Below are 18,627 nucleotides of genomic sequence, written 5' to 3' on the forward strand. Positions count from 1 at the left end.
ACGCGAACCTTCGTGGCCGAACCTGTCCGCTCGTCGCTCTCGGCCACATCACGACCGTTGCGGAGCCATGGTCCACTCCGCTCTCGCCCGGTCGAGGAGGAACCGGCGATCGGTCTCGAGGAGCAGCCGGCGGCCGATCAGGCGTGTGACCGACGCGTCATAGGCGGCAAGGTAGCGGTCGAGCGAGCCGTAGCGGGCACGCAGCTCGTCCCCGGTAGAGGGATGCCAGCCGCCGAAGTTTCCGCACGTGGCCGCGGCGTTCGCGGTCGACACGGGCCGCAGCGCCGGTGGCGCGGGAGAACCGAGCGGCAGCTCGGCCGCGGCGAAGCGCACTCCCCCTACCGGGAACCCGTCCGCGTCGACCCGGGGCACCCACACCTCGCGGCCGGGCAGACCGTTCAACAGCGCGTGGTCGGCGGGCTTCGCGTCGGCTCGGAACAGTCGCTCCGGCGGCATCGGCGCCGACACACCGCCCACGATCCGGTGTTCCAGGGCCACCAGCATCGCCCGGGAGTAGGGCCGGTTGTCGATGGGGTTGAGCGGGATGGCCTCACCGTCGTTGCATCCCTGCGCGAACGCGGAGTCCGCCGCCGCCTGGCTCAGCATCGGCTTGTGCGCGGCCGGCCAGTCGTACCGATGGTAGCCGGGCGCACCGGGCGCCTGCCGGGACACGCCGGCCCGCAGCCGGTAGTAGTCGGTGTACGCGGCCACGTCCACGAACACCGGATCGCTGGTGGGCCTGTGCAGTACCTGACGTGGCGTCAGGGGGGCTGCGTCGGGCCGGACATAGGCCGTCTGCGGTTCACCGTCGGCGGCGGCGACCGCGTTGATGGCCAGTTGGTTCCCGGTGCCGTCCTGGGCGTAGGCCCCCTGGAATACCTGTCCGCGCGCGTCGTTGAACCCCTCGGCGACAAAACTGGTCACGAACCAGGCGGCCTGGCTCAGTCCGACGAGTAGCCGGTGCCGGTACGAGCCGAGCGGTGAACCGGCGTGGCCGAGCCGGCCGTCGCGCAGCAGCCGGGCGAAGTCACGGACGATCACCTGACCGACTCCTTGCGCGTCGTCGGGCACGCCCGGTGAGTAGCCGGCCTGCCACTGAACCCGTGCGTAGGATCGGCTGCCGTCGAAGAGGAAGCCGTTGCCCATTCCCGGGGCGTACGAGACGTCCTGCGGCGCGCCCGACGGCACGTCGAAGCCGTTGAAGTCGCGGAGCATGAGCGGAGTTCCGCGGTTCTCCGCCTCGATCACGACCGTCCCGTACGCATCCGGACCCGCCGGGCGGATCACCTCGAAGCCGGAGGTGTAGGCGTACGTGCCGTCGTCGAGGACCGTGTCGAGTCCCGCCACGGGCTCGTCGCGCGACACGGTGCCCGCGATGATGCCGGCCAGCCGCTCGTACGGGGTGCCGCCGAACGCTCCCAAGTCCTCCCGGCGGGTCACTCCGACATCCGTGATGCCCGAGCCCGAGACGGCTCTCGCCGCGAGCGTCAGAGCGGAAGCGGATGTCGGCAGGGACGCCGCCGCACCGAGCGCGAGTAACAGGAACGAGCGTCGGTTCAGCATCTGGTCTCCTTCAAGGAGGTGGCAGGGGAAGGGTGGCGGACCCCGGAACAGGGCGCGGCCAGCTCGGTGTTCCTTGCCGCGTCGCCGCTGGTGGAGGGGGTCCTGGGTCGGTACTTCCAGAACTGCAACGAAGCCGCGCCCCATGACCCGGCGACCGGGATCGGGCACGAGGGGGAGCCGACCGGGGTGGCGGCCCACGCGGTGGACACCGAGGCCTCGGTCCGGCTGTGGGCGCTGTCCGAGAAGATGCTGGGCATCTGAGACACCCAGGTCCACTTCAGCAGCGCCCTGAACGGGCGCGGGCGGTGCCGATGTACGGCGCCGCGGCGGGGGCGCGGCCGGCCCCGACGACAGGGCACCCGACGGGTGGTGTATCGCCGCGGCACTGTCGACCGAGCGCTCAGTGGGCCCCGTGCACGGGCAGGACGACGGCCGACGGGCGAGCGGGGTCGTGGTACACCTCCTGGTCTGCCGGGCGGAGTTCGACGGCGGTGGCGTGCGGCTCTCCCGTACCGGGGTTGCGGGCGAAGCGAGGGAAGGAGCCGCTGGAGACCTGCACCCTGATGCGGTGTCCGCGTCGGAACCGGTGGGCGGTGGGCCACAGTCGCACGGTGGCCCGGGACACTTTGTCGGCACCGGAGACCGAGACCAGGCCGTCGCACACGTTGACCGACCGGCCCCGCTCGTCCACGTCGCACAGCCGCACGAACACGTCCGCGAACGGCCTGCTGGAGCGGAACCAGATCTGGGCGCCCACCTCGCCGACGACCTCGACGTCCTGGTCGAGGACAGGCGTGGTATAGGTGAGCACGTCCGGGCGTGCCTCCAGCCTGGCATTGTCCTTGCGTCCGCCGCCGGAGGCGCGGACCCCGCCCACCGCCGGAGTCGGGTCCGCCGGGTCGTATCGGTACCGGTCGGGTGCCGAGACGGGCGGTGCCCCGGTGGACAGGGCGCCATCGGGCTGCAGGTGGAAGCTCCGGGGCCAGTAGCCGCGCGGCGGCCAGGAGGCGAAGTCGGCCCAGGCCTCCTCCCCCGTCACGTACAGACGCACCGGGGGCCTCCGTGGTGGCTCCCGGCCCTGGGCGAGCGCGAGTCCGAAGGTGAGCAGTTCGCGGGTGGGCGTGTTGTCGAGGTTGGCGTGGGTCCAGGGCCCGATGGTCAACCGAGCTTCACGGCCCGCTTCCTGCAGCGCCTGGAAGTCACGGATCTGGCCGGGCAGGAAGATGTCGTACCAGCCGCCGATCGAGCTCACGGGCACGGTCGTGGCCGGCACCCGGTGCCGGTGGTCGATGCCGGTCCAGCGCTCCGCATCTGCATCGTGCGCGAGGATGTCCTGGATGTAGGGGACGCGCTGCCCGGTGGCGGCGACGTCAGCCCGGTCCAACGGCAGTGTGTCCAGCGCCCGTTGCCTGCGCCGCATCCGGGCCAGCCCGCGCAGCACTCCGGCGGGCTCGTCGACGGCGTTGGTCACTCCCCAGATGAACGTCGTCTCCAGGGACAGTCCGTCGGAGCGCAGGAACTCCAGGGTCAGCGCGGAATCCGTCATGTTCGGGATCATCGCCTTGACCTGCGGCGGGAGCCGGTCGGCCACGGCCCACTGGACGTACCCGAGATAGCTGGCCCCCGCCAGCACGACGGACTCGCCGCACCACGGCTGTTTGATCACCCAGTCCAGCGTGGTGAGGCCGTCGTCGCGTTCCTGCCGGATGGGATCGAAGTCCCCGCCCGAGCCGTGCGTGCCCCGCACGCTCTGGATCAGCACCTGGAAGCCGCGCTCCGCGGGGACGCGGCCGAGCTGCACGCCGATCGGCCCTCGCCTGCCGTACGGGGATCTCACCAGTACGAGCGGCAGGCGCTCGCCGCCGGAGCGGGGTGCCCAGCGGTCGGCCAGCAACGTGGTGCCGTCGGCCATCGGCACCCGGAGGTCCCGCTGGACGACGACGTCCCGCGTCCGTGGCGGCGGCAGTCCGAGCATGCGCTGGGCGAGATGGCTGATCGGTCTCACGGCTCCTCCTCGTCCGTTCCCGAATCGCCCGCCGCGCCGCGCGAGGACCGAGACTGTCCGCCTCGGCCCCGCGCCGCGGGCTCGCGCCGGGCGTACGGCGGTCACGCCGCGATCTGCTCGGCGATCGCTTCGGGCCACGGCGCCCGGGCGGCGATCAGGGCCCGCCAGGCGCGCAGGACCTTGGGGCTCTTGCCCGCGGCCAGCACACCGTTCAGCCGATCACCCTTGCGGTAGGCGACGAGGAGCTGCCGGGCGTCGAAGTCACTGCCCAGCACGAGTGCCTCGTCGTGGTCGCGCAGGTTGCCGTAGGCCTGGAACTTGGTCTTGTACTGGTCGGACCAGAAGTACGGCACCGGGGCGAAGGGACGCCGGTCATCGGGCTGGAGCAGGTTGCGGGCGACCGCCATGCCCTGTTCGGCGGCGTGGGTGCGGTGCTCGACCCGCATCAGCGTGTCGAAGAGGGGGTTGTGCCAGCGGGCCACGTCCCCGACGCCGTAGACGCCGGGCGCGGCGGCACAGTACTCGTCGCAGACCAGGCCGTTGTCCACGGTGAGCCCGCTGCCCGCCAGCCAGTCGGTGTTGGGTACCGAGCCGATGGCCACCAGCACGTCGTCGGCCGGGATCACGGTCGCGTCGGTCAGCCGCACACCGGTGACACCGGCGTCGTCGCCGAGGACCTCGGCGACCGCGGCCTGCGTCCGCACGTCGACGCCCTGCTCGTGGTGGAGGCGGGTCAGGAAGGTGCCTGCCTCCTCGCCGACGGCCAGGGCCAGAGGTACCGCCGCCGATTCCAGCATCGTCACCTCGACCCCGAGGTCACGGGCCGTGGCGGCCACCTCGGCGCCGATGAATCCGGCGCCGACGATCACCAGCCGCCTGCCCGGGCGCAGGGCGTCCTTGAGCGCCAGTGCGTCCGGCAGGGTGCGCAGGACGTGCAGACCGGGCCGCGGCTCGGCTCCGGGCAGCCGCCGGGGACGCACTCCGGTCGCGATGACCAGACCGTCGTAGCGCACCTCGGAGCCGTCGGCCAGTGTCACCGCGCGGCGCTCGGTGTCCAGGCCGGTCGCCGCCCTGCCCAGACGCCACTCCACATCGAGTGCCTCGATGTCGGTGGCCGACCGCAGGCTCAGGCGCTCCGGTTCCCACTCCCCGCACAGCAGCTGCTTGGACAAGGGCGGGCGGTCGTAGGGGAGGTGCTGCTCGTCACCGACGAGCGTGACCTCGCCCTCGAACTTCGCTCTGCGCAGCGCCTCCGCTACGGCCAGGCCGCCCGCCGACGCCCCGACCACGACGACGCGCTTCATGCGGCGACCCACTTCTCGATGCCGACTGCCACCTTCACCCGACTCTCCTCCCGCAACTGGAAGTCCACTACCGGTTACCCCAGTGAACCATAAGTGGGAGTGAACTACTGCTTGCTAGACTGGGTTCGTGACTATGGACACCTCGAGACAGCTGCGCGCCGACGCCGCCCGCAACGCCGAGCGGATCCAGCGGGCCGCCCGGAAGGTCTGGGCGGAGCAGGGCCCTGACGCTCCCCTGGAGGAGATCGCCCGCCGGGCCGGCGTGGGCATCTCGACGCTCTACCGCCGCTTCCCCGACAAAGGTGTCCTCGCGAGAGCGGCACTCGAACAGTGCCTCGCCGAGGATCTGTCTCCGGCCCAGGAGCGAGCCCTGGCGAACCCCGATCCGCTGCTCGGTTTCACCATGCTGATCGAGGCGGCGCTGGCCCTGGTGGCACGCGAGCACAACACGCTGACGGCCGCCCGCATGTCCGGCTCGCTCACCGCGGACGTCGCCGCCGAGTTCAACGAAGGGCTCGCCGTGCTGGCCCAGCGCAGCCAGCGGTCCGGCCTCATGCGGGCCGATCTGGCCCCGGAGGATCTGCCCAGGTTCGTGGTCATGCTCTTCAGCATCCTGTGGACCATGGACGCGAAGACCAACGGCTGGCGCCGCTATCTCGCCTTCCTGCTCGACGCTCTGACCCTCGACGCGGCGAATCCGCTGCCTCCGGTCGCGGCCCTGCTGACAAGACCGCGGCCGGAGAACTTCCCGATCTGACCTCAGCCCTCGGCGCGCGCTCCCTGCGCGCCCGGTGCGCCGCCCCTGCGGGCGACATCCCCGAGCCAGGCCAGGCTCGGCTTGGGGGTGCGCGCGAAGGTCTCGCGATCGACGGCTATGAGCCCGAACGTGGGCGCCCAGTGACCCCACTCGTAGTTGTCCAGGGCCGACCAGTGCAGGTATCCGCGGACGTCGACGCCGTCGGCGACCGCCTGGTGGAGGTGCCCGAGGGCCTCGGTCGTGTACGCGATCCGGCGGGTGTCGTCGGTGGTGGCGATGCCGTTCTCGGTGACCAGCAGCGGGAGCTGCCCGTCCGTGGCCTCCCAGGCCTGGCGCAGCGCGATGCCGAGGGCGTCGGGCCGGTACGCCCAGCCGGTCAGGGTGTTGTCCGGGTGGTCGGGGTGGGCGACGATCCCCTTCTCGTCGACGGTCTGGCTGGTGTAGGACTGCACGCCCAGGAAGTCGTCGCCGCGGGCTCCGTCGTGGTAGAGGTCCTCCCATGCCCACTTCAGTTCCGCGTGCAGCTTCTCGGCGCCGGGGGCGGGGACCAGAGCCTGCTGCGCCACGGTCCAGCCGACCTTGGCCGAGGTGTGCTCGTGTACGACGGCCACGGCGGCCCGGTGGGCCCGGACCAGGGCCTCGCCGATCTCCTTGCTGGGCGTGGGCATCCGCACGTCCGCGCCGAGGTTGATGTCGGCTCCCTCGGCGACGGCCGCCGCCATGCCGCTCATCAGGGCCAGGATGTTGGGCTCGTTGATCGTCACTATCCAGTTGACGTCGTGCAGGATCGTGCAGGCCCGCTCCACGTACCGGGTGAAACGGTCGACGGCCGTCGGGCCGGTCCAGCCGCCCTCGTCGGCGAACCAGCGCGGGCTGCTGAAGTGGTGCAGGGTGACCACCGGTTCCAGGCCGAGGCCGCGCGCGGTCTCGATCATGCGCCGGTAGTGGGCCAGTTCGGCCTTGGAGAACTGGTTGGGCTCGGGCTCGATGCGGGCCCACTCGATGCCGAACCGGTAGGCGTTCAGCCCGGCGTCGGCCAGCAGCCGCATGTCCTCGCCGTAGCGGTGGTAGCTGTCCAGAGCGTCCCCGCTGAGTTCCAGGATGCCCTGGCTCTGGTGCTCCATACGCCACCAGTCGCTGTTGACGTTGTTGCCCTCGATCTGGTGCGGCGAGGTGGACGCGCCCCACAGGAAGTCGGGGCGAAGGTCGGACGTACGGCTGGTCATCGGGTTGCCTCCAGGATCTCGGTGAGGTCGTCGGTGGACACGGAAACGCCGGGAAAGTGCAGGAACTGACGGGCCGGGATGGAGGCGACCATCTCCATCATGTCGCCGTTGGCCTCGGCCTGTTGGCGCTCCTGCTCGGTGGCCTCGGCCATCAGCGCCGCGCGGAGCATCGGGCCGGCGACCGGGTGGGCGAGCCAGTCGCCGATGGCGGAGTCGAGGGACAGCGCGGCCGCGATGTTGTCCCCGATGAGGGTGACCGTCTGTTCGGCGACGACCTCGGCCGCGCTCTCGCCGATCTGCACGGTGTACGCGCCGGGGGCGACATGCCAGCGGTCGGCTTCGATGTCGTAATGCGCGAACGCCCTCCGCTCCAGCAGCAGTTCGACGATGCGGGACTCCCCCGGCCGCAACTCGACCTTGGTGAAGGCGCGCAGCTCGCGCGCGGGGCGACGAACCCGGCCCGCGGTGGTGGCGACGTACACCTGGACGACGTGCTTGCCGGTCCGCTCGCCGGTGTTGGTCACCCGCAGCCGGACGGTGGCGGTGTCGTCCCCGGTGACGTCGACCGACAGAGCGTCCGTTTCGAAGGTCGTGTAGCTCAGGCCGTGGCCGAAGGGGTAGCGGACGGCGCGCCCGACGCTCTCGTAGTGCCGGTAGCCGACCATCACGCCCTCGCCGTGGCGGACCTGGCCCGCTTCGCCGGGGAAGTTGAGAAAGCTGGGAGTGTCCTCCAGCCGCAACGGGACGGTCTCGGCCAGCCGGCCGGAGGGGTTGACGGCGCCGGAGAGCACGTCCGCGAGGGCGCTCCCGCCAGCCTGGCCGAGGAGCCAGCCCGCCACGATCGCGTCGGCACTGTCGTGCCAGCCCTCCAGGGACACCACGCCGCCGGTCGACAGGACGACCACCGTGCGCGGGGCGACCGCGGCCACGGCGCGCACCAGCTCCACCTGGTCCGCGGGCAGGTCCAGGTTCTCGCGGTCCACGCCCTCGGTCTCGCCCCGCAGGCCGACGAAGACCACGGCGACCTCGGCCCCGCACACGGCCCGTACGGCCTCCTCGCGGAGGGTCTCGGCGTCGCCCGTCCCGTCGGTGGTGAAGCCGGGCACGTACGTCACCAGGTGGCCGAGGGAGCGGAGCGCGTCCAGCGGGGTGTCCACACGGGTGGCGTTGACGAGCGAGCTGCCACCGCCCTGGAACTGCGGCCGGGCGGCGAACTCCCCGACGACGGTGAGGCGGAGGCCGTCCGCGAGCGGCAGGGTGTACTTGTCGTTCTTCAGCAGGACGACACAGTCGGCGGCCACCTCCCGAGCCAGGGCATGGTGGTCGGCGGCCACCGCGTCCACGCCGGTCTCGGAGGCGACGGCGAGCCGGGCCAGCGCGGCCACCCGCCGTACGCTCGCGTCGACCACGGCCTGGTCCAGCCGGCCCTCGCGCACCGCCTCCACGATCGCCGCGTCGTGCGCCTCGTCCGGGCCGGGCATCTGCAGGTCCAGGCCGGCCGCCAGGGCCGCCACCCGGTCGCCGACGGCGCCCCAGTCCGAGACGACGACGCCCTCGAAGCCCCACTCCGTGCGCAGCACGTCGGTGAGCAGCCGGCGGTTCTCGGAGGCCGGGACGCCATTGATCTTGTTGTACGCGGACATGACGGCTGCCGGACGCGCCTCGGTGACCACGCGTTCGAAGGCGGCGAGGTAGATCTCGCGCAGGGTGCGCTCGTCGACCTCGGCGCTGACGCGCATCCGCTCGGTCTCCTGGTTGTTGACCGCGAAGTGCTTCACGGTCGCGCCCACGCCCTGCGCCTGCGCCCCGCGCACGAACGCGGCGCCCAGGACGCCGGACAGCAGCGGGTCCTCGGAGTAGTACTCGAAGTTGCGCCCGCAGAGCGGGGACCGCTTGATGTTCACGCCCGGCCCGAGGACGACCCCTACGCCCAGCGCACGGGCCTCGCGGCCCACGGCCGCGCCCACGCGCTCGGCCAGCTCCGCGTCCCAGCTCGAACCGACCGCGACGGCCGGGGCGAAGCAGGTGGCCGGCTCGCTCGCGTGGAAGCCCAGGTGGTCGGCGCCGGCCTTCTGACGGCGGATCCCGTGCGGGCCGTCGGTCAGCACCACCGCCGCCACACCCGCCTCATCGAGCGGCTGGGTGGACCAGAAGTCCCCTCCGGAGAGCAGGGACGCCTTCCTCTCCAAGGGGAGAGTGGCCGGATCTGGCTGTGGCATGAGCGGGATCCTTTCGGGAGATTCGACCACGTCAACGCGGGTCTCGGAGGACCGGGAGGCCGTGGCCGCCCAAGGTCACAGAAATGTTTCCGTCATCGAAAATCTATCACTCAAAAAAATTAAGAGCTAGCCTGCGCGCTGGGAGCACGAAGGCTCCACCCGTACGAAAGGGCCGGGGTTCCGCAATGTCACTCAACGTCGAGTCACCGCAGCAAGCAGAGGAAGCCGGCAAGGCCGGCTTCGGGGCGCGGTTCGCACTCATCCTGATCGCTCTCCTGTGGGCATCCCAGCTCAACGGCCTCATCGGCCTGATGGGCTCGAATGCGCAGTCACAGATCGCGATCCACTACCACACCACCCAGATCGCCTGGTTCACCCAGATCGGGTCTCTGGTCGGCGTCTTCGCCACGCCCTTCATCGTGAAGGCGGCGGGCATCTACGGCAAGAAGCGCCTGCTCGTCATCATCACCACCCTCGGCCTGGTCGGCGACCTGGTCGCCGCCGTCTCCACCAACTACGAGACGCTGCTCGTCGGCCGCGCGATCGCTGGCTTCTACGGCCCCTCGATCGCGCTCGTCTACGCCCTCGCCCGGGACGTCTTCCCGCCCAAGCTGGTCGGCCCGGCCAGCGGCTTCCTCGGCGGCGGCATGGGCGTCCTCGCCCTCGGCGGCCCCTTCCTGTCCGGCTGGATCCTCGACGACTACGGCTACCGCGGCGTCCTGTGGTTCATGGTCATCGCCACCGCGATCGGCCTGCTGGCCCTGCTGTTCGTGGTGCCGGAGAGCAAGGTCCGCGAGGCCCGTACCCCGATCGACTGGGTCGGCGGCCTCCTGCTCGGCGGCGGCCTGACATCGGTCGCCTACGGCGTCGGCAAGGGCGAGCACTGGGGCTGGACCAGCGGCAACACCGTGTCCTTCATCGGCGGCGGACTGGTGGCCGTAGTCGTCTTCGTCCTGGTGGAGCGCAAGGTCTCCCACCCGATGTTCCCCATCACCCTGCTCGGACGCCGTCGCATCTGGTCGACGTTCCTGGTCACGGGCATGATCATGGCCGCACTGTTCGCCCAGGGCATGATCATGAACCTGCTCGTCCTGATGCCGAAGATCCCTGGACTGTCCGACGGCCTGGGTTGGTCGGCCACGAAGAACGCGTGGGTCAGCGCACCCAACAGCGTGCTGCTCATCGCGGTCTCGGTGGCGACCGGCATGCTGGCGCGGCGCATCGACTCCCGTGTGCTGCTGGCGACCGGCGGCACTCTGCTCGCCGTCGGTATCGCCCTCATCTCCCAGTTCCACGAGACCGTCGGCCAGATCATGTCGATCGGTGTGATCAGCGGCATCGGGATGGGCATGGTCGTGGCTCTGGTGCCCATCATGGTCATCGAGTCGGTCAGGCCGGAGGAACAGGCGCTCGGCAACGGCGCGCAGAGCATGATGCAGGGCGTTCTGCAGTCCGTGCTCACTCAGGTGGCGTTCGTCGTCGTCGCGCAGAACAGCCACGTCATGAAGGGCACCGCCTTCTACGTCGACGACAGCTACAGCAAGGGCTTCCTGCTCTTCGCCGGTGTGGTCGCCGTCGGCACCCTGCTCATCGCCCTGATCCCCAAGGCCAAGAGCCTCGACGACGTGCCGGTCGGTCAGTCGGCCTGACCTGGCTCTCCCGCGGCCCCGCCCCGGTCGGTTCCGTCCACACCACGGTGCCGACCGGGGCGACGGCGTGCGTGCTCCGGAAGAGCGGACCGGGCAGGCCGCGGCAATGGGTCCGCAGGCTCCTCCCGACCCGCCTCCTCCTTCCCGACGGGAGACTCATGCCGTCCGAAAACCCCAGGTCCGCTGCCCACGTCTTCGACCCCAGCGCCCGGTGGATCGGCCGCGACCATCCCACACCTCCGTCGTCCCCGGGAGCCGGCCACCGGCACCGCTGCTCCGGCGGGACTTCAGCCTCGCGCACCGGCCCGAGCGCGCCGCATTGCACATCGTCGGCCTGGGGTACCAGGTGACGGAGATCAACGGCCGCCCGGTGAGCGACGCGCTGCTGGACCCGCCTGCCTCCCAGTACGACAGGACGGCGTACGCCCGCACGTTCGACGTGACCGGGTTGCTGCACGAGGGCGAGAAGACCATCGGCGTCGAACTCGGCCGTTCCTACGCATCGGGGGTCGGCGGCCCCGAGGCGGTCTGGGCCTCGGAACCGCGGCCGCTCGCCCAGCTCGACATCGCCCTGCCGGACGGCGGCAGGCGACGCGTCGTCAGCGACGGCAGCCGGCGCATGGCCGACGGGCCCACGCGAGACTGGATGTTCCTCGGCGAGCACCACGACGCCCGGGCCGAGAAGACGGGCTGGACCACTCCGGACACGACGACTCGTCCTGGAGACCCGCGCCCGAACAGCCCGCACCCACCGGGGCTGTGGTCCCGGCGGACATGCCCGCAGTGAGGATCACCGACACGTTCGGCCCGGTCGGGGTGACCCGCTCCGACAGAGGTACGAAGGTATACGACTTCGGCCGGATCACGGCCGGGTGGACCCGGATCTCGGTCAAGGGCAGCCGCGGCACGAAGGTGACCCTGACTTGCGGTCAGATGCACATCGACAGCTACACCCTGAGCGGTGCGGGCCGCGAGGTGTGGGAACCGCGGTTCATCCGCCATGGATTCCAGTACGTCGAAGTCTCCTGTCCCGACGACGCCCTGTCGACATTCCGCATCGAGGCCCGTGAGAACCACACGGCACTCGAGTCGACGGGAACCTTCTGCAGCGGCAACCCGCTGCTTGACCGCATCCACGAGAACCAGCGCCGCAGCCTCCTGCTCGACCACTGAGGTTTCCCCACCGACACCTCGTGGCGGGACCGGCAGGGCTGGACCGCCGACACAGCGCTCCACATGGACGGCGGGATCCTCAACTTCGCGGGAGTGGCCGAAGTTTACGATCGTTTCCTGCGCACCCTGCGCGACGCGCGGCCGGCGGCCGGCGCGACGCCGATCTACGCGCACTTCGGCGGCGAGCACCCCATGTACAACGACCCGTCCTGGTCGGGCACGCTGGTGCCGATGCCGTGGACGCTGTACCAGCACTATGGGGACCCGGAGTACCTCAGAGACAACTACGAGGCCATGGTCACGTGGATGGACCTGATGGACGCCATGGTCGCCAAGTCCGGTGACCTGTAAGACGCCTACTCGTTCGGGGATCGCTCCTCCCCCGGCAGCGAGGACGGAGGCACGGTGGTGCTCAGTCCTCCGGAGGGCGGCGCCGTCACGGCCAACGGGCATCTGTACCTGGAGGCGAGCGCGCTGGCCCGCATCGCCCGTGAGCTGGACCGCCCAGGGGACGCCCCGAGGTTCGACTCGATGGCCGGCCGTATCGCCGCCACCTTCTACGCCGCCTTCTTCGACGCCGCGGCGAGCGTCTACCGGACCCCGACCCAGCAGGGCTACCGGCGGACCTCCAACCTGGTGCCGCTGGCCTTCGGGCTGGTCCCGGCCGGCCACGAGGAAGCGGTGCCGGCCAACCTGGTCGCCGATCTCACGGCGCGGGGCCACCGTCTCAACACCGGGGCGATCGGCACCAAGCTCCTGCTTCCCGTGCTCACAGAGCACGGACTGGTGGACGTGCCCACCGGTGTTCCGACCGAGATCCTCGTGCCGTTCCGCAGGGACGATGTGCAGGTCGTCGAGGGGCAGGTCACGGCGGCGGACGCACAGGGCGATCACACCTCCTACCGGACCGCCTCGGCGCGGACGGTACTGCGCGGTCGCTGACGGACCGCCGTCGGCGAGGTCACGGCCTGCCCTGACCGTCCGACGGCGCCAGCATACGCGTGAAGGTCTCGGCGATCGCGGCGATGTCCACGGTGGGGTCGTGCATCCACTGGATCTGCAGTCCGTCCAACACGGCCAGCAGCGCCCTGGCCAGGTGAGCGGCCGGTTCGTCGGCCCGGAGCACACCGGTGCGCTGCTGGTCCTCGAAGTCCCCCGTGACCTCGGCCGCGAGAACCCGGTAACGCTCCGCGAAATAGTTGTGCGCGGGGCTCTCCGGATCGGTGGCCGCCGCCGAGAGCGTGACGTACAGCTTGGCCAGTCCGGGGTGATCGGTGGTGTGCCGGGTGCTCGCCACCATGCCCTGGATCATGCTGTGCCCCTCGGCCGCGGCATTGGCGGACGCCTTGCCCATCAGATCCCGGCGCTCCAGAACGGCGAGCAACAGCTCGTCGCGCGTGGGGAAGTAGTACGTCAGCGCCGGCTGGGTCACCCCGACACGATCGGCGATGTCCTGCAGCGAGGCGCGCTCACCGTACTCGTCGACGGCCTCGTAGGCGGCCTGCAGGATCTGTTCCCGGCGCTCCGCGCTCTTGCGGTACGGGCCTCGTGGCTTTCGCTGATTCGTCACCCGTCAGACCGTACTTCACCTTGTCCGCCGACGAATCGGCCCCGTCAGCCCAGACCATGCGGAAGCCGCCTGGCCACACCCTTGCCCCGCCAATATATGAAATATATTATGGCCAACTGCCATCCGGAATCCGAATGCGAAGGAGTCACATGCCGATCGACGACGTCGCCCAGAGGCAGGCGGAAGCGGACCGGACAGAACGCCCCCTGGGCGAGATCAGAGGGATCAATCACCTCGTCCTGCTCACCGTCGACATGGACAAGACCCTCGACTTCTACTGCGGGCTTCTCGGCATGCGGGTGCGGGCCTCAGTAGCCATGGATCAGGCCGCGGCGGGGATCTGGCGAGACAGCGCGACCGCCGAGGAAGACATCGAGTGCAAGCGGCTGTACTTCCTCGAGATGCCCGACGGCGGCCTGCTCGCCTTCGCCGAGGTCGACAAGTTCGACGAGAACGACGACTACTCCGCCTTCGACATCTGGCCCGAGGAGCGCCCGGCCGAGGCCGGGAAGCGGGTGACGAGGAAGATGGATCACATCGCTTTCAACGTGGCCTCGGTGGAGGACCTGAAGGCGGTGCGCGAGAAGCTGATCAGTGCCGGTATCGCCTGCACGCCGGTCCAGGACCTCCGAAGCTCGCCGTTCGTCTACTCGGTGTACGCGCACGATCCGAACGGCACCCCGATCGAGTTCGCGGCCTTCGGCTGGACGAACCCCGAGAAGTGGAACGACCTCACGGGCTCCCCGTGGTACACCGATCCCGACCCCGCGCCGTCGTTCCGTGGGTTCGACGACACGTTGGTCGGGGACGGACCGGTTCCCGGGAAGAAGTAGGCGCGCCAGGAGTCACACGGGTGCGGTGCCGGAGCCGAAGAAGCGGCGGTGACCTGCCTGTCCGTCGCGCGGCGGCGGTCGGGTCGCCACCGCGGATCAGTCCGTCGCGCTCCCGACGTGCGCCTCGGTCCATACGGTTACGGCATGGCGCGGACGCCGGAGCCCACCGCGGCATCCGCCGCCGCGCGGTGGTAGGTGCGGCCGGCCCGTCCCGCTGATCGCAGTCCGCCGCGGGTGGTGAGCCCGGCGGTGTCCACGCCATTCGGTTCCCTGGTCGGAGACCGCGCCCCGATCGCGGCCCTGCCGTGCGCGAGCCGTATGCGGGCGATGACCACCCACGGCGAAACAGCCACCACGCCGCCCGTCGCTCCTCCGGCGGGCGGCGTGGTTCTTCTCTGTCTCAGGCCTTGGCAGGCGCCTCGCCGCGGATCCGGCCGGCAGCGCGCTCGGCCAGCATGATCGTGACGAGGTTCGTGCCGGCCCGGGGGACGGTCGGGAACGAGGAGGCGTCGACCACTCGGAGGCCGTCGACACCCAGCACCCTGCACTCGCTGTCGAGCACGGCCTGGGGATCGGACGGGTCGCCCATCCGGCAGCTCGACGCGACGTGCGCGGTGTCCTGCACCAACGCCGCGGACCACGACTCGAACTCGGAGGCGCCCATCTTCATGTCCACCTCGTTCCCGGCGATGTCGCGCACCGCCTTGACATCGGCGAACGACGCCTGGGCGAGCAGTTCGCCGATGTGGTCGAACACCGTCCGCAGCCGCGTCCTGTCCCGGTCGTCGGAAAGCAGGTTGAGGTCCACGGTCGGCGCCGCGTACGGGTCGGTGCCGGCGATCGAGACGCTGCCCCGCGAGAACACCTGGTTGAGCACACCCAGCATCGACGGCGGCAACTGCCCCGCCGGCTCGTCCACGTTCACCACGTTCACCGCGGTCACCGCCAGGTCGCCCGTGCCGGTTTCCGCGTGCCCCGAGCTGTAACGGAGCATCAGGTTGCCGCGCTGGCCCACCTGTGAGGTCCGGACCGCCTGGTCCGTCTCGACGCTCAGGATGATGCCATGGTGGTCCTGCAGGCCCACGCCGACCGGCAGATCGACGACCGGGTCCACACCGGCGGCACGCAGCACCTCGGCGGGGCCGACGCCGGAGCGCTGGAGGATGGCGGGCGAGAAGGTGGCCCCCGCCGAGACGACCACGTTGTCGGCCCGCACATCGCGCCACTCGCCGTCGATGCGCACCCGCACCCCGGTCACCCGGGTACCGGAGAGCAGCACCTTGTCGACGTGGGCGTCACCGATCACGGAGAGGTTCTCGCGCCCACGTGCCGGGGTGATGTACCCGTCGCCGGTGGTGACGCGCCGGTCGTCGATGATGTTCATCGCGAACGGGGAGATTCCGAGCGCCCCGGGAGCGCTGTGGTCGGGGGCATAGGTGTGCCCGAAGGACATCGCCGCGCCGTGGAAGGCCTCGTCCATCGACCCCCAGCCTTCGGGCTTCAGCCGTGTGATCGGGATCGGCCCGTCCACCCCGTGGTACTTCTCGGCACCGAAGTCCAGGTCGTTCTCCAGCTTGTTGAAGTATGGCAGTACGTCCGCCGCTCCCCAGCCGTCGCAGCCGAGGGCAGCCCAGTCGTCGAACTCCTCCATCGGCGGGCGGATTGCGTAGCACGCGTTGATCACCGAGCTTCCGCCCAGGCCACGGCCGCGGAGGTAGCGCAGTGGCTCCCGGTCCGGGCGGCTGCGGGCGGTGAGGTCCTGCCAGAAGTAGTCGGGGAGGATCGAGTAACCGGCCCAGGCGAAGAGCCCGGTCGCGGTGCGCAGTTCCCCCGGCAGATCACCGCCGGCGCCCCAGTCGTGACCCGCTTCCAGCAACAGCACCCGCGTCGACAGGTCCTCCGACAATCGCCCGGCGAGGGTAGTTCCCGCGGAACCGGCACCGACAACTATGTAGTCGTAACTCAACTCGTTCATCAGGCACTCTCCTTCTCGTCGTCCACCGAGAAACAGATGAGGTGACGGACCCGGTGACCGGGTTCCGGACCGTTCATGGACAGACGGGTCGGCTGCGGCCCGGCGCCCGTCCGGCCCGGGCCGCAGCCGACCCGACATCGTGCGTTCTCGCGCGCCCTGTCCGACGCGCCCGTGTTGCGGATGAGGCAGCCGCGTCACGCGGGCTCTACGAACGTCCCCTTGGTCAGGAACACCCGGGAGAGGAAACGCCATTCGCCGTCGTCCTCGCGGACGATCTCGTCGCAGTACTGGGCGAAGGAGTTCTGGCGGCGGCCGTCCTTATGGACACCGATCGCCTCCATGGTCGACCGGGCCGTGGCGCGATCCCCCGACACGCTGATGTTCGTGGCGTGGACCATCTGGACGAGGAACGTCATCGCCTCCACCGAGCCCTTGATCGCGTCGGTCACCGCGTCACGGCCTTCGGCGGAGTACACGGCTGCGTCCCCCTCCATCACCCGCCACACCACCTTCTCGGCCAGCAGCGAGCCGAGGTTGTCCCACTCCCGCGCGTTGGTGTAGTCGGTGTAGGCGTCGACCAGGTGTCTGATCGCGGCGTGCTCCGCCGGGTTCTCGGTGACGTTGCGGCTCGTCATGCGGTCTGCTCCCTGGTTGCGTGAAGTCCGGCGGCGTAGCCGAAGACCATGCTGTCGGCGATGCTGGCGCCCGGACCGAGGTAGCGGCGGCCCATGACCGTCGCCGTGTTGTTCCCGCTCGCGTAGAGGCCCGGGATCGGCTGGTCGTCCTGGTTGAGGACCTGGCCGTTCGGGTCGGTCACCAGCCCGCCACAGGTGCCGATGTCCGAGGGGACGACCTGCACCGCGTAGAAGGGGCCGCGGTCCAGTGGTCCGATCGCCGGGTTGGGCTTGTAGCCGGGGTCGCCGTAGGCCCGGTCGAGGGCGGACTCGCCGCGGTGGAACTCCGGGTCGAGTCCGTTGCGGGCGTGCTCGTTGAAACGGGTCACCGTCGACGCGAGGCCCGCCGGGTCGATGTCGCACAGACGGGCCAGCTCTTCCAGGGTGGCGGCGCGCTTGATCGCCCCGGACTCCAGCCACTGAGGCGGAATCCTGCCGGGCAGCCCCTTGTCCACCGCGTACCGCTTGCGGAACGCGTCGTCGAACACCTGCCAGCACGGGATGGCCCGGTTCACCGGGTCACGCTCGTACATCGCCTTGCCGACGGCCATCTTGGACGCGGTCTCGTTGACGAAGCGCTGCCCGCTCGCGTCGACGAAGATCGATCCCGGACGCTGCCGGGCCATGTTGAGCGCCGACTCGGCCAGCAGCGGGTCGGCGCACATCGGGATCCACCAGGCCTCGTCCATGAGGTCGGTCTTCGCGCCGATCTCCATCGCGGCCAGCAACGGCTCGCCCTCGTCGCCGGGATTGGCCATGGTCCACTGGCCCTCGTTGGGCTGGTCTCCGCTGTACTTGCGGCGCATCTCCGCGTTGTGCGCGAACCCGCCCGCCGCCAGCAGCACGCCTTTCCGGGCCTCCACGAGGATCTCCTGGCCGTCCCTGACCGCCCGGACACCGACGACCCGGCCGTTCTCGGTGACGAGCCCGCGCACCGCCGTACCCGTCCGGATCTCGACCCCGCCGCGCAGCGCGACGTGCAGCATCCGCCCGATCAGCGCGGTCCCGTTGGTGAGCATCCGCCGTCCGCTGACCCGGGCGGCGATCGTACGGGTCGCCACCCTCGCCCCGATGCCGAAGCACCGCAGGCTGCGGTTGTAGGACGACAGGTAGCGCATCTCGTTGGTCTTCACGACCAGTTGAAGGGTCGCGGCGAGCCCGAGCTGGAGCTTGGGGAGCCAGTCCCCGAGCTTGCGGCCGTCGAACGGCTTGGGCTCGAAGGCACGGCCCGCCGCCCGGCCGCCCGGGTACTCCGGGTAGTAGTCGGAGTTGTTCATGCAGTGCTCGAACCGCAGGCCTCGGCCCTGGAGGAAGGTGACCATCTTGCTGCCGTGGTCGAGGAACGCCCGCCGACGCTCGATCGACGACGAGGGGCCGACGTCACCGACCACGTGCTCGAAGTACGTCATTCCGTCGGAGACGGAGTCGGGGATCCCCGCCGCCGCCATCACGGGGTTCGCGGGGATCCAGACGATCCCGCCGGACATGGCCGTCGAGCCCCCGACGAGGTCCCGCTTCTCCAGCATCAGCACCCGGGCTCCGGCATGGCGAGCGGCGAGGGCGCCCACGAACGCCCCGCCGCCGCTGCCGACGACTATGAAGTCGACCGAGTCATCCCAATTCGTCATACCTGGCCTCACCCCTAAGTGGGCTCTTGATACGCGGCCTCCCGCCGCCTG

16 protein-coding genes and 1 pseudogene are annotated in these 18,627 nt (G+C 70.5%); 7 read left to right on the forward strand and 10 right to left on the reverse strand.

The annotated features are described in order from the left end of the window. Positions 1-48: 48 nt before the first annotated feature. Positions 49-1,563 carry an alpha/beta hydrolase domain-containing protein gene (locus tag ABZ490_RS23910; RefSeq protein ID WP_358993236.1) on the reverse strand — a complete coding sequence of 505 codons (1,515 nt, stop codon included), beginning with the start codon at positions 1,561-1,563 and terminating at the stop codon, positions 49-51. A gap of 18 nt (positions 1,564-1,581) precedes the next feature. Here ABZ490_RS23910 and ABZ490_RS23915 point away from each other — a divergent pair, with 18 nt between their 5' ends. Continuing rightward, positions 1,582-1,824, forward strand: coding sequence for a hypothetical protein (locus tag ABZ490_RS23915; RefSeq protein WP_358993239.1), 243 nt, complete (start codon positions 1,582-1,584; stop codon positions 1,822-1,824). 139 nt (positions 1,825-1,963) lie between these two features. On the opposite strand, the gene ABZ490_RS23920 is transcribed toward ABZ490_RS23915, so the two are convergent. Then, entirely contained in the window at positions 1,964-3,568 is a 1,605-nt protein-coding gene (locus ABZ490_RS23920; protein ID WP_358993243.1) for a CocE/NonD family hydrolase, read from the reverse strand. A gap of 101 nt (positions 3,569-3,669) precedes the next feature. Then, complete coding sequence (locus ABZ490_RS23925) at positions 3,670-4,872, reverse strand: FAD-dependent oxidoreductase (protein WP_358993246.1); 1,203 nt, start codon at positions 4,870-4,872, stop codon at positions 3,670-3,672. Positions 4,873-5,005: 133 nt separating this feature from the next. Here ABZ490_RS23925 and ABZ490_RS23930 point away from each other — a divergent pair, with 133 nt between their 5' ends. Further along, positions 5,006-5,629 carry a helix-turn-helix domain-containing protein gene (locus ABZ490_RS23930; RefSeq protein ID WP_358993491.1) on the forward strand — a complete coding sequence of 208 codons (624 nt, stop codon included), beginning with the start codon at positions 5,006-5,008 and terminating at the stop codon, positions 5,627-5,629. Positions 5,630-5,631: 2 nt separating this feature from the next. Here ABZ490_RS23930 and ABZ490_RS23935 read toward each other — a convergent pair whose 3' ends face one another. Together ABZ490_RS23935 and ABZ490_RS23940 are read right to left on the reverse strand one after the other, a co-directional pair. Continuing rightward, complete coding sequence (locus ABZ490_RS23935; RefSeq protein ID WP_358993249.1) at positions 5,632-6,855, reverse strand: family 1 glycosylhydrolase; 1,224 nt, start codon at positions 6,853-6,855, stop codon at positions 5,632-5,634. Next, positions 6,852-9,074: a glycoside hydrolase family 3 C-terminal domain-containing protein gene (locus ABZ490_RS23940; RefSeq protein WP_358993253.1), complete on the reverse strand. Its 2,223-nt coding sequence runs from the start codon at positions 9,072-9,074 to the stop codon at positions 6,852-6,854. Before ABZ490_RS23940 ends, ABZ490_RS23935 begins: the two co-directional genes overlap by 4 nt. A gap of 185 nt (positions 9,075-9,259) precedes the next feature. Between ABZ490_RS23940 and ABZ490_RS23945 the strand changes: the two genes are divergently transcribed. The 4 genes and pseudogenes from ABZ490_RS23945 to ABZ490_RS23960 all read left to right on the forward strand — a co-directional run. Continuing rightward, a complete protein-coding gene (locus ABZ490_RS23945; RefSeq protein ID WP_358993256.1) occupies positions 9,260-10,723 on the forward strand; it encodes an MFS transporter in 1,464 nt (487 codons plus the stop codon). Between the two features lie 106 nt (positions 10,724-10,829). Continuing rightward, the gene (locus ABZ490_RS23950; RefSeq protein ID WP_358993494.1) at positions 10,830-11,510 is read left to right on the forward strand and encodes an alpha-L-rhamnosidase N-terminal domain-containing protein; all 681 of its coding nucleotides are present in this window, start codon (positions 10,830-10,832) and stop codon (positions 11,508-11,510) included. After that, positions 11,498-11,896, forward strand: coding sequence for a family 78 glycoside hydrolase catalytic domain (locus tag ABZ490_RS23955; RefSeq protein WP_358993259.1), 399 nt, complete (start codon positions 11,498-11,500; stop codon positions 11,894-11,896). The genes ABZ490_RS23950 and ABZ490_RS23955 overlap by 13 nt, the downstream gene beginning before the upstream one ends. A 12-nt stretch (positions 11,897-11,908) precedes the next feature. Continuing rightward, positions 11,909-12,838 (forward strand): annotated as a pseudogene (locus ABZ490_RS23960) (hypothetical protein); the annotation flags it as partial. Positions 12,839-12,857: 19 nt separating this feature from the next. On the opposite strand, the gene ABZ490_RS23965 reads toward ABZ490_RS23960, so the two are convergent. Beyond that, positions 12,858-13,466: a TetR/AcrR family transcriptional regulator gene (locus tag ABZ490_RS23965; RefSeq protein ID WP_358993262.1), complete on the reverse strand. Its 609-nt coding sequence runs from the start codon at positions 13,464-13,466 to the stop codon at positions 12,858-12,860. Positions 13,467-13,615: 149 nt separating this feature from the next. Between ABZ490_RS23965 and ABZ490_RS23970 the strand changes: the two genes are divergently transcribed. Continuing rightward, positions 13,616-14,299: a VOC family protein gene (locus ABZ490_RS23970; protein WP_358993265.1), complete on the forward strand. Its 684-nt coding sequence runs from the start codon at positions 13,616-13,618 to the stop codon at positions 14,297-14,299. Between the two features lie 137 nt (positions 14,300-14,436). Here ABZ490_RS23970 and ABZ490_RS23975 read toward each other — a convergent pair whose 3' ends face one another. The 4 genes from ABZ490_RS23975 to ABZ490_RS23990 form a co-directional block, all read right to left on the reverse strand. Further along, the gene (locus ABZ490_RS23975; protein WP_358993268.1) at positions 14,437-14,655 is read right to left on the reverse strand and encodes a hypothetical protein; all 219 of its coding nucleotides are present in this window, start codon (positions 14,653-14,655) and stop codon (positions 14,437-14,439) included. Positions 14,656-14,699: 44 nt separating this feature from the next. Further along, complete coding sequence (locus ABZ490_RS23980; protein WP_358993271.1) at positions 14,700-16,274, reverse strand: GMC family oxidoreductase N-terminal domain-containing protein; 1,575 nt, start codon at positions 16,272-16,274, stop codon at positions 14,700-14,702. Positions 16,275-16,468: 194 nt separating this feature from the next. Then, positions 16,469-16,909 (reverse strand): nuclear transport factor 2 family protein, encoded by a 441-nt coding sequence (locus ABZ490_RS23985; RefSeq protein WP_358993274.1) that lies wholly within the window; start codon positions 16,907-16,909, stop codon positions 16,469-16,471. Continuing rightward, complete coding sequence (locus ABZ490_RS23990) at positions 16,906-18,576, reverse strand: FAD-binding protein (RefSeq protein ID WP_358993277.1); 1,671 nt, start codon at positions 18,574-18,576, stop codon at positions 16,906-16,908. The genes ABZ490_RS23985 and ABZ490_RS23990 overlap by 4 nt, the downstream gene beginning before the upstream one ends. Between the last annotated feature and the right edge of the window lie 51 nt (positions 18,577-18,627).

It is taken from the genome of Streptomyces sp. NPDC005811 (assembly GCF_040630405.1).
GTDB lineage: Bacteria > Actinomycetota > Actinomycetes > Streptomycetales > Streptomycetaceae > Streptomyces.

Bases quoted from the DNA above. Each gene is read 5' to 3' on its own strand.
- ABZ490_RS23910 (WP_358993236.1), bottom strand. From the start codon at position 1,563: ATGCTGAACCGACGCTCGTTCCTGTTACTCGCGCTCGGTGCGGCGGCG.
- ABZ490_RS23925 (WP_358993246.1), bottom strand. From the start codon at position 4,872: ATGAAGCGCGTCGTCGTGGTCGGGGCGTCGGCGGGCGGCCTGGCCGTA.
- ABZ490_RS23930 (WP_358993491.1), top strand. From the start codon at position 5,006: ATGGACACCTCGAGACAGCTGCGCGCCGACGCCGCCCGCAACGCCGAG.
- ABZ490_RS23935 (WP_358993249.1), bottom strand. From the start codon at position 6,855: ATGACCAGCCGTACGTCCGACCTTCGCCCCGACTTCCTGTGGGGCGCG.
- ABZ490_RS23940 (WP_358993253.1), bottom strand. From the start codon at position 9,074: ATGCCACAGCCAGATCCGGCCACTCTCCCCTTGGAGAGGAAGGCGTCC.
- ABZ490_RS23945 (WP_358993256.1), top strand. From the start codon at position 9,260: ATGTCACTCAACGTCGAGTCACCGCAGCAAGCAGAGGAAGCCGGCAAG.
- ABZ490_RS23950 (WP_358993494.1), top strand. From the start codon at position 10,830: ATGGGTCCGCAGGCTCCTCCCGACCCGCCTCCTCCTTCCCGACGGGAG.
- ABZ490_RS23955 (WP_358993259.1), top strand. From the start codon at position 11,498: ATGCCCGCAGTGAGGATCACCGACACGTTCGGCCCGGTCGGGGTGACC.
- ABZ490_RS23970 (WP_358993265.1), top strand. From the start codon at position 13,616: ATGCCGATCGACGACGTCGCCCAGAGGCAGGCGGAAGCGGACCGGACA.
- ABZ490_RS23980 (WP_358993271.1), bottom strand. From the start codon at position 16,274: ATGAACGAGTTGAGTTACGACTACATAGTTGTCGGTGCCGGTTCCGCG.
- ABZ490_RS23985 (WP_358993274.1), bottom strand. From the start codon at position 16,909: ATGACGAGCCGCAACGTCACCGAGAACCCGGCGGAGCACGCCGCGATC.
- ABZ490_RS23990 (WP_358993277.1), bottom strand. From the start codon at position 18,576: ATGACGAATTGGGATGACTCGGTCGACTTCATAGTCGTCGGCAGCGGC.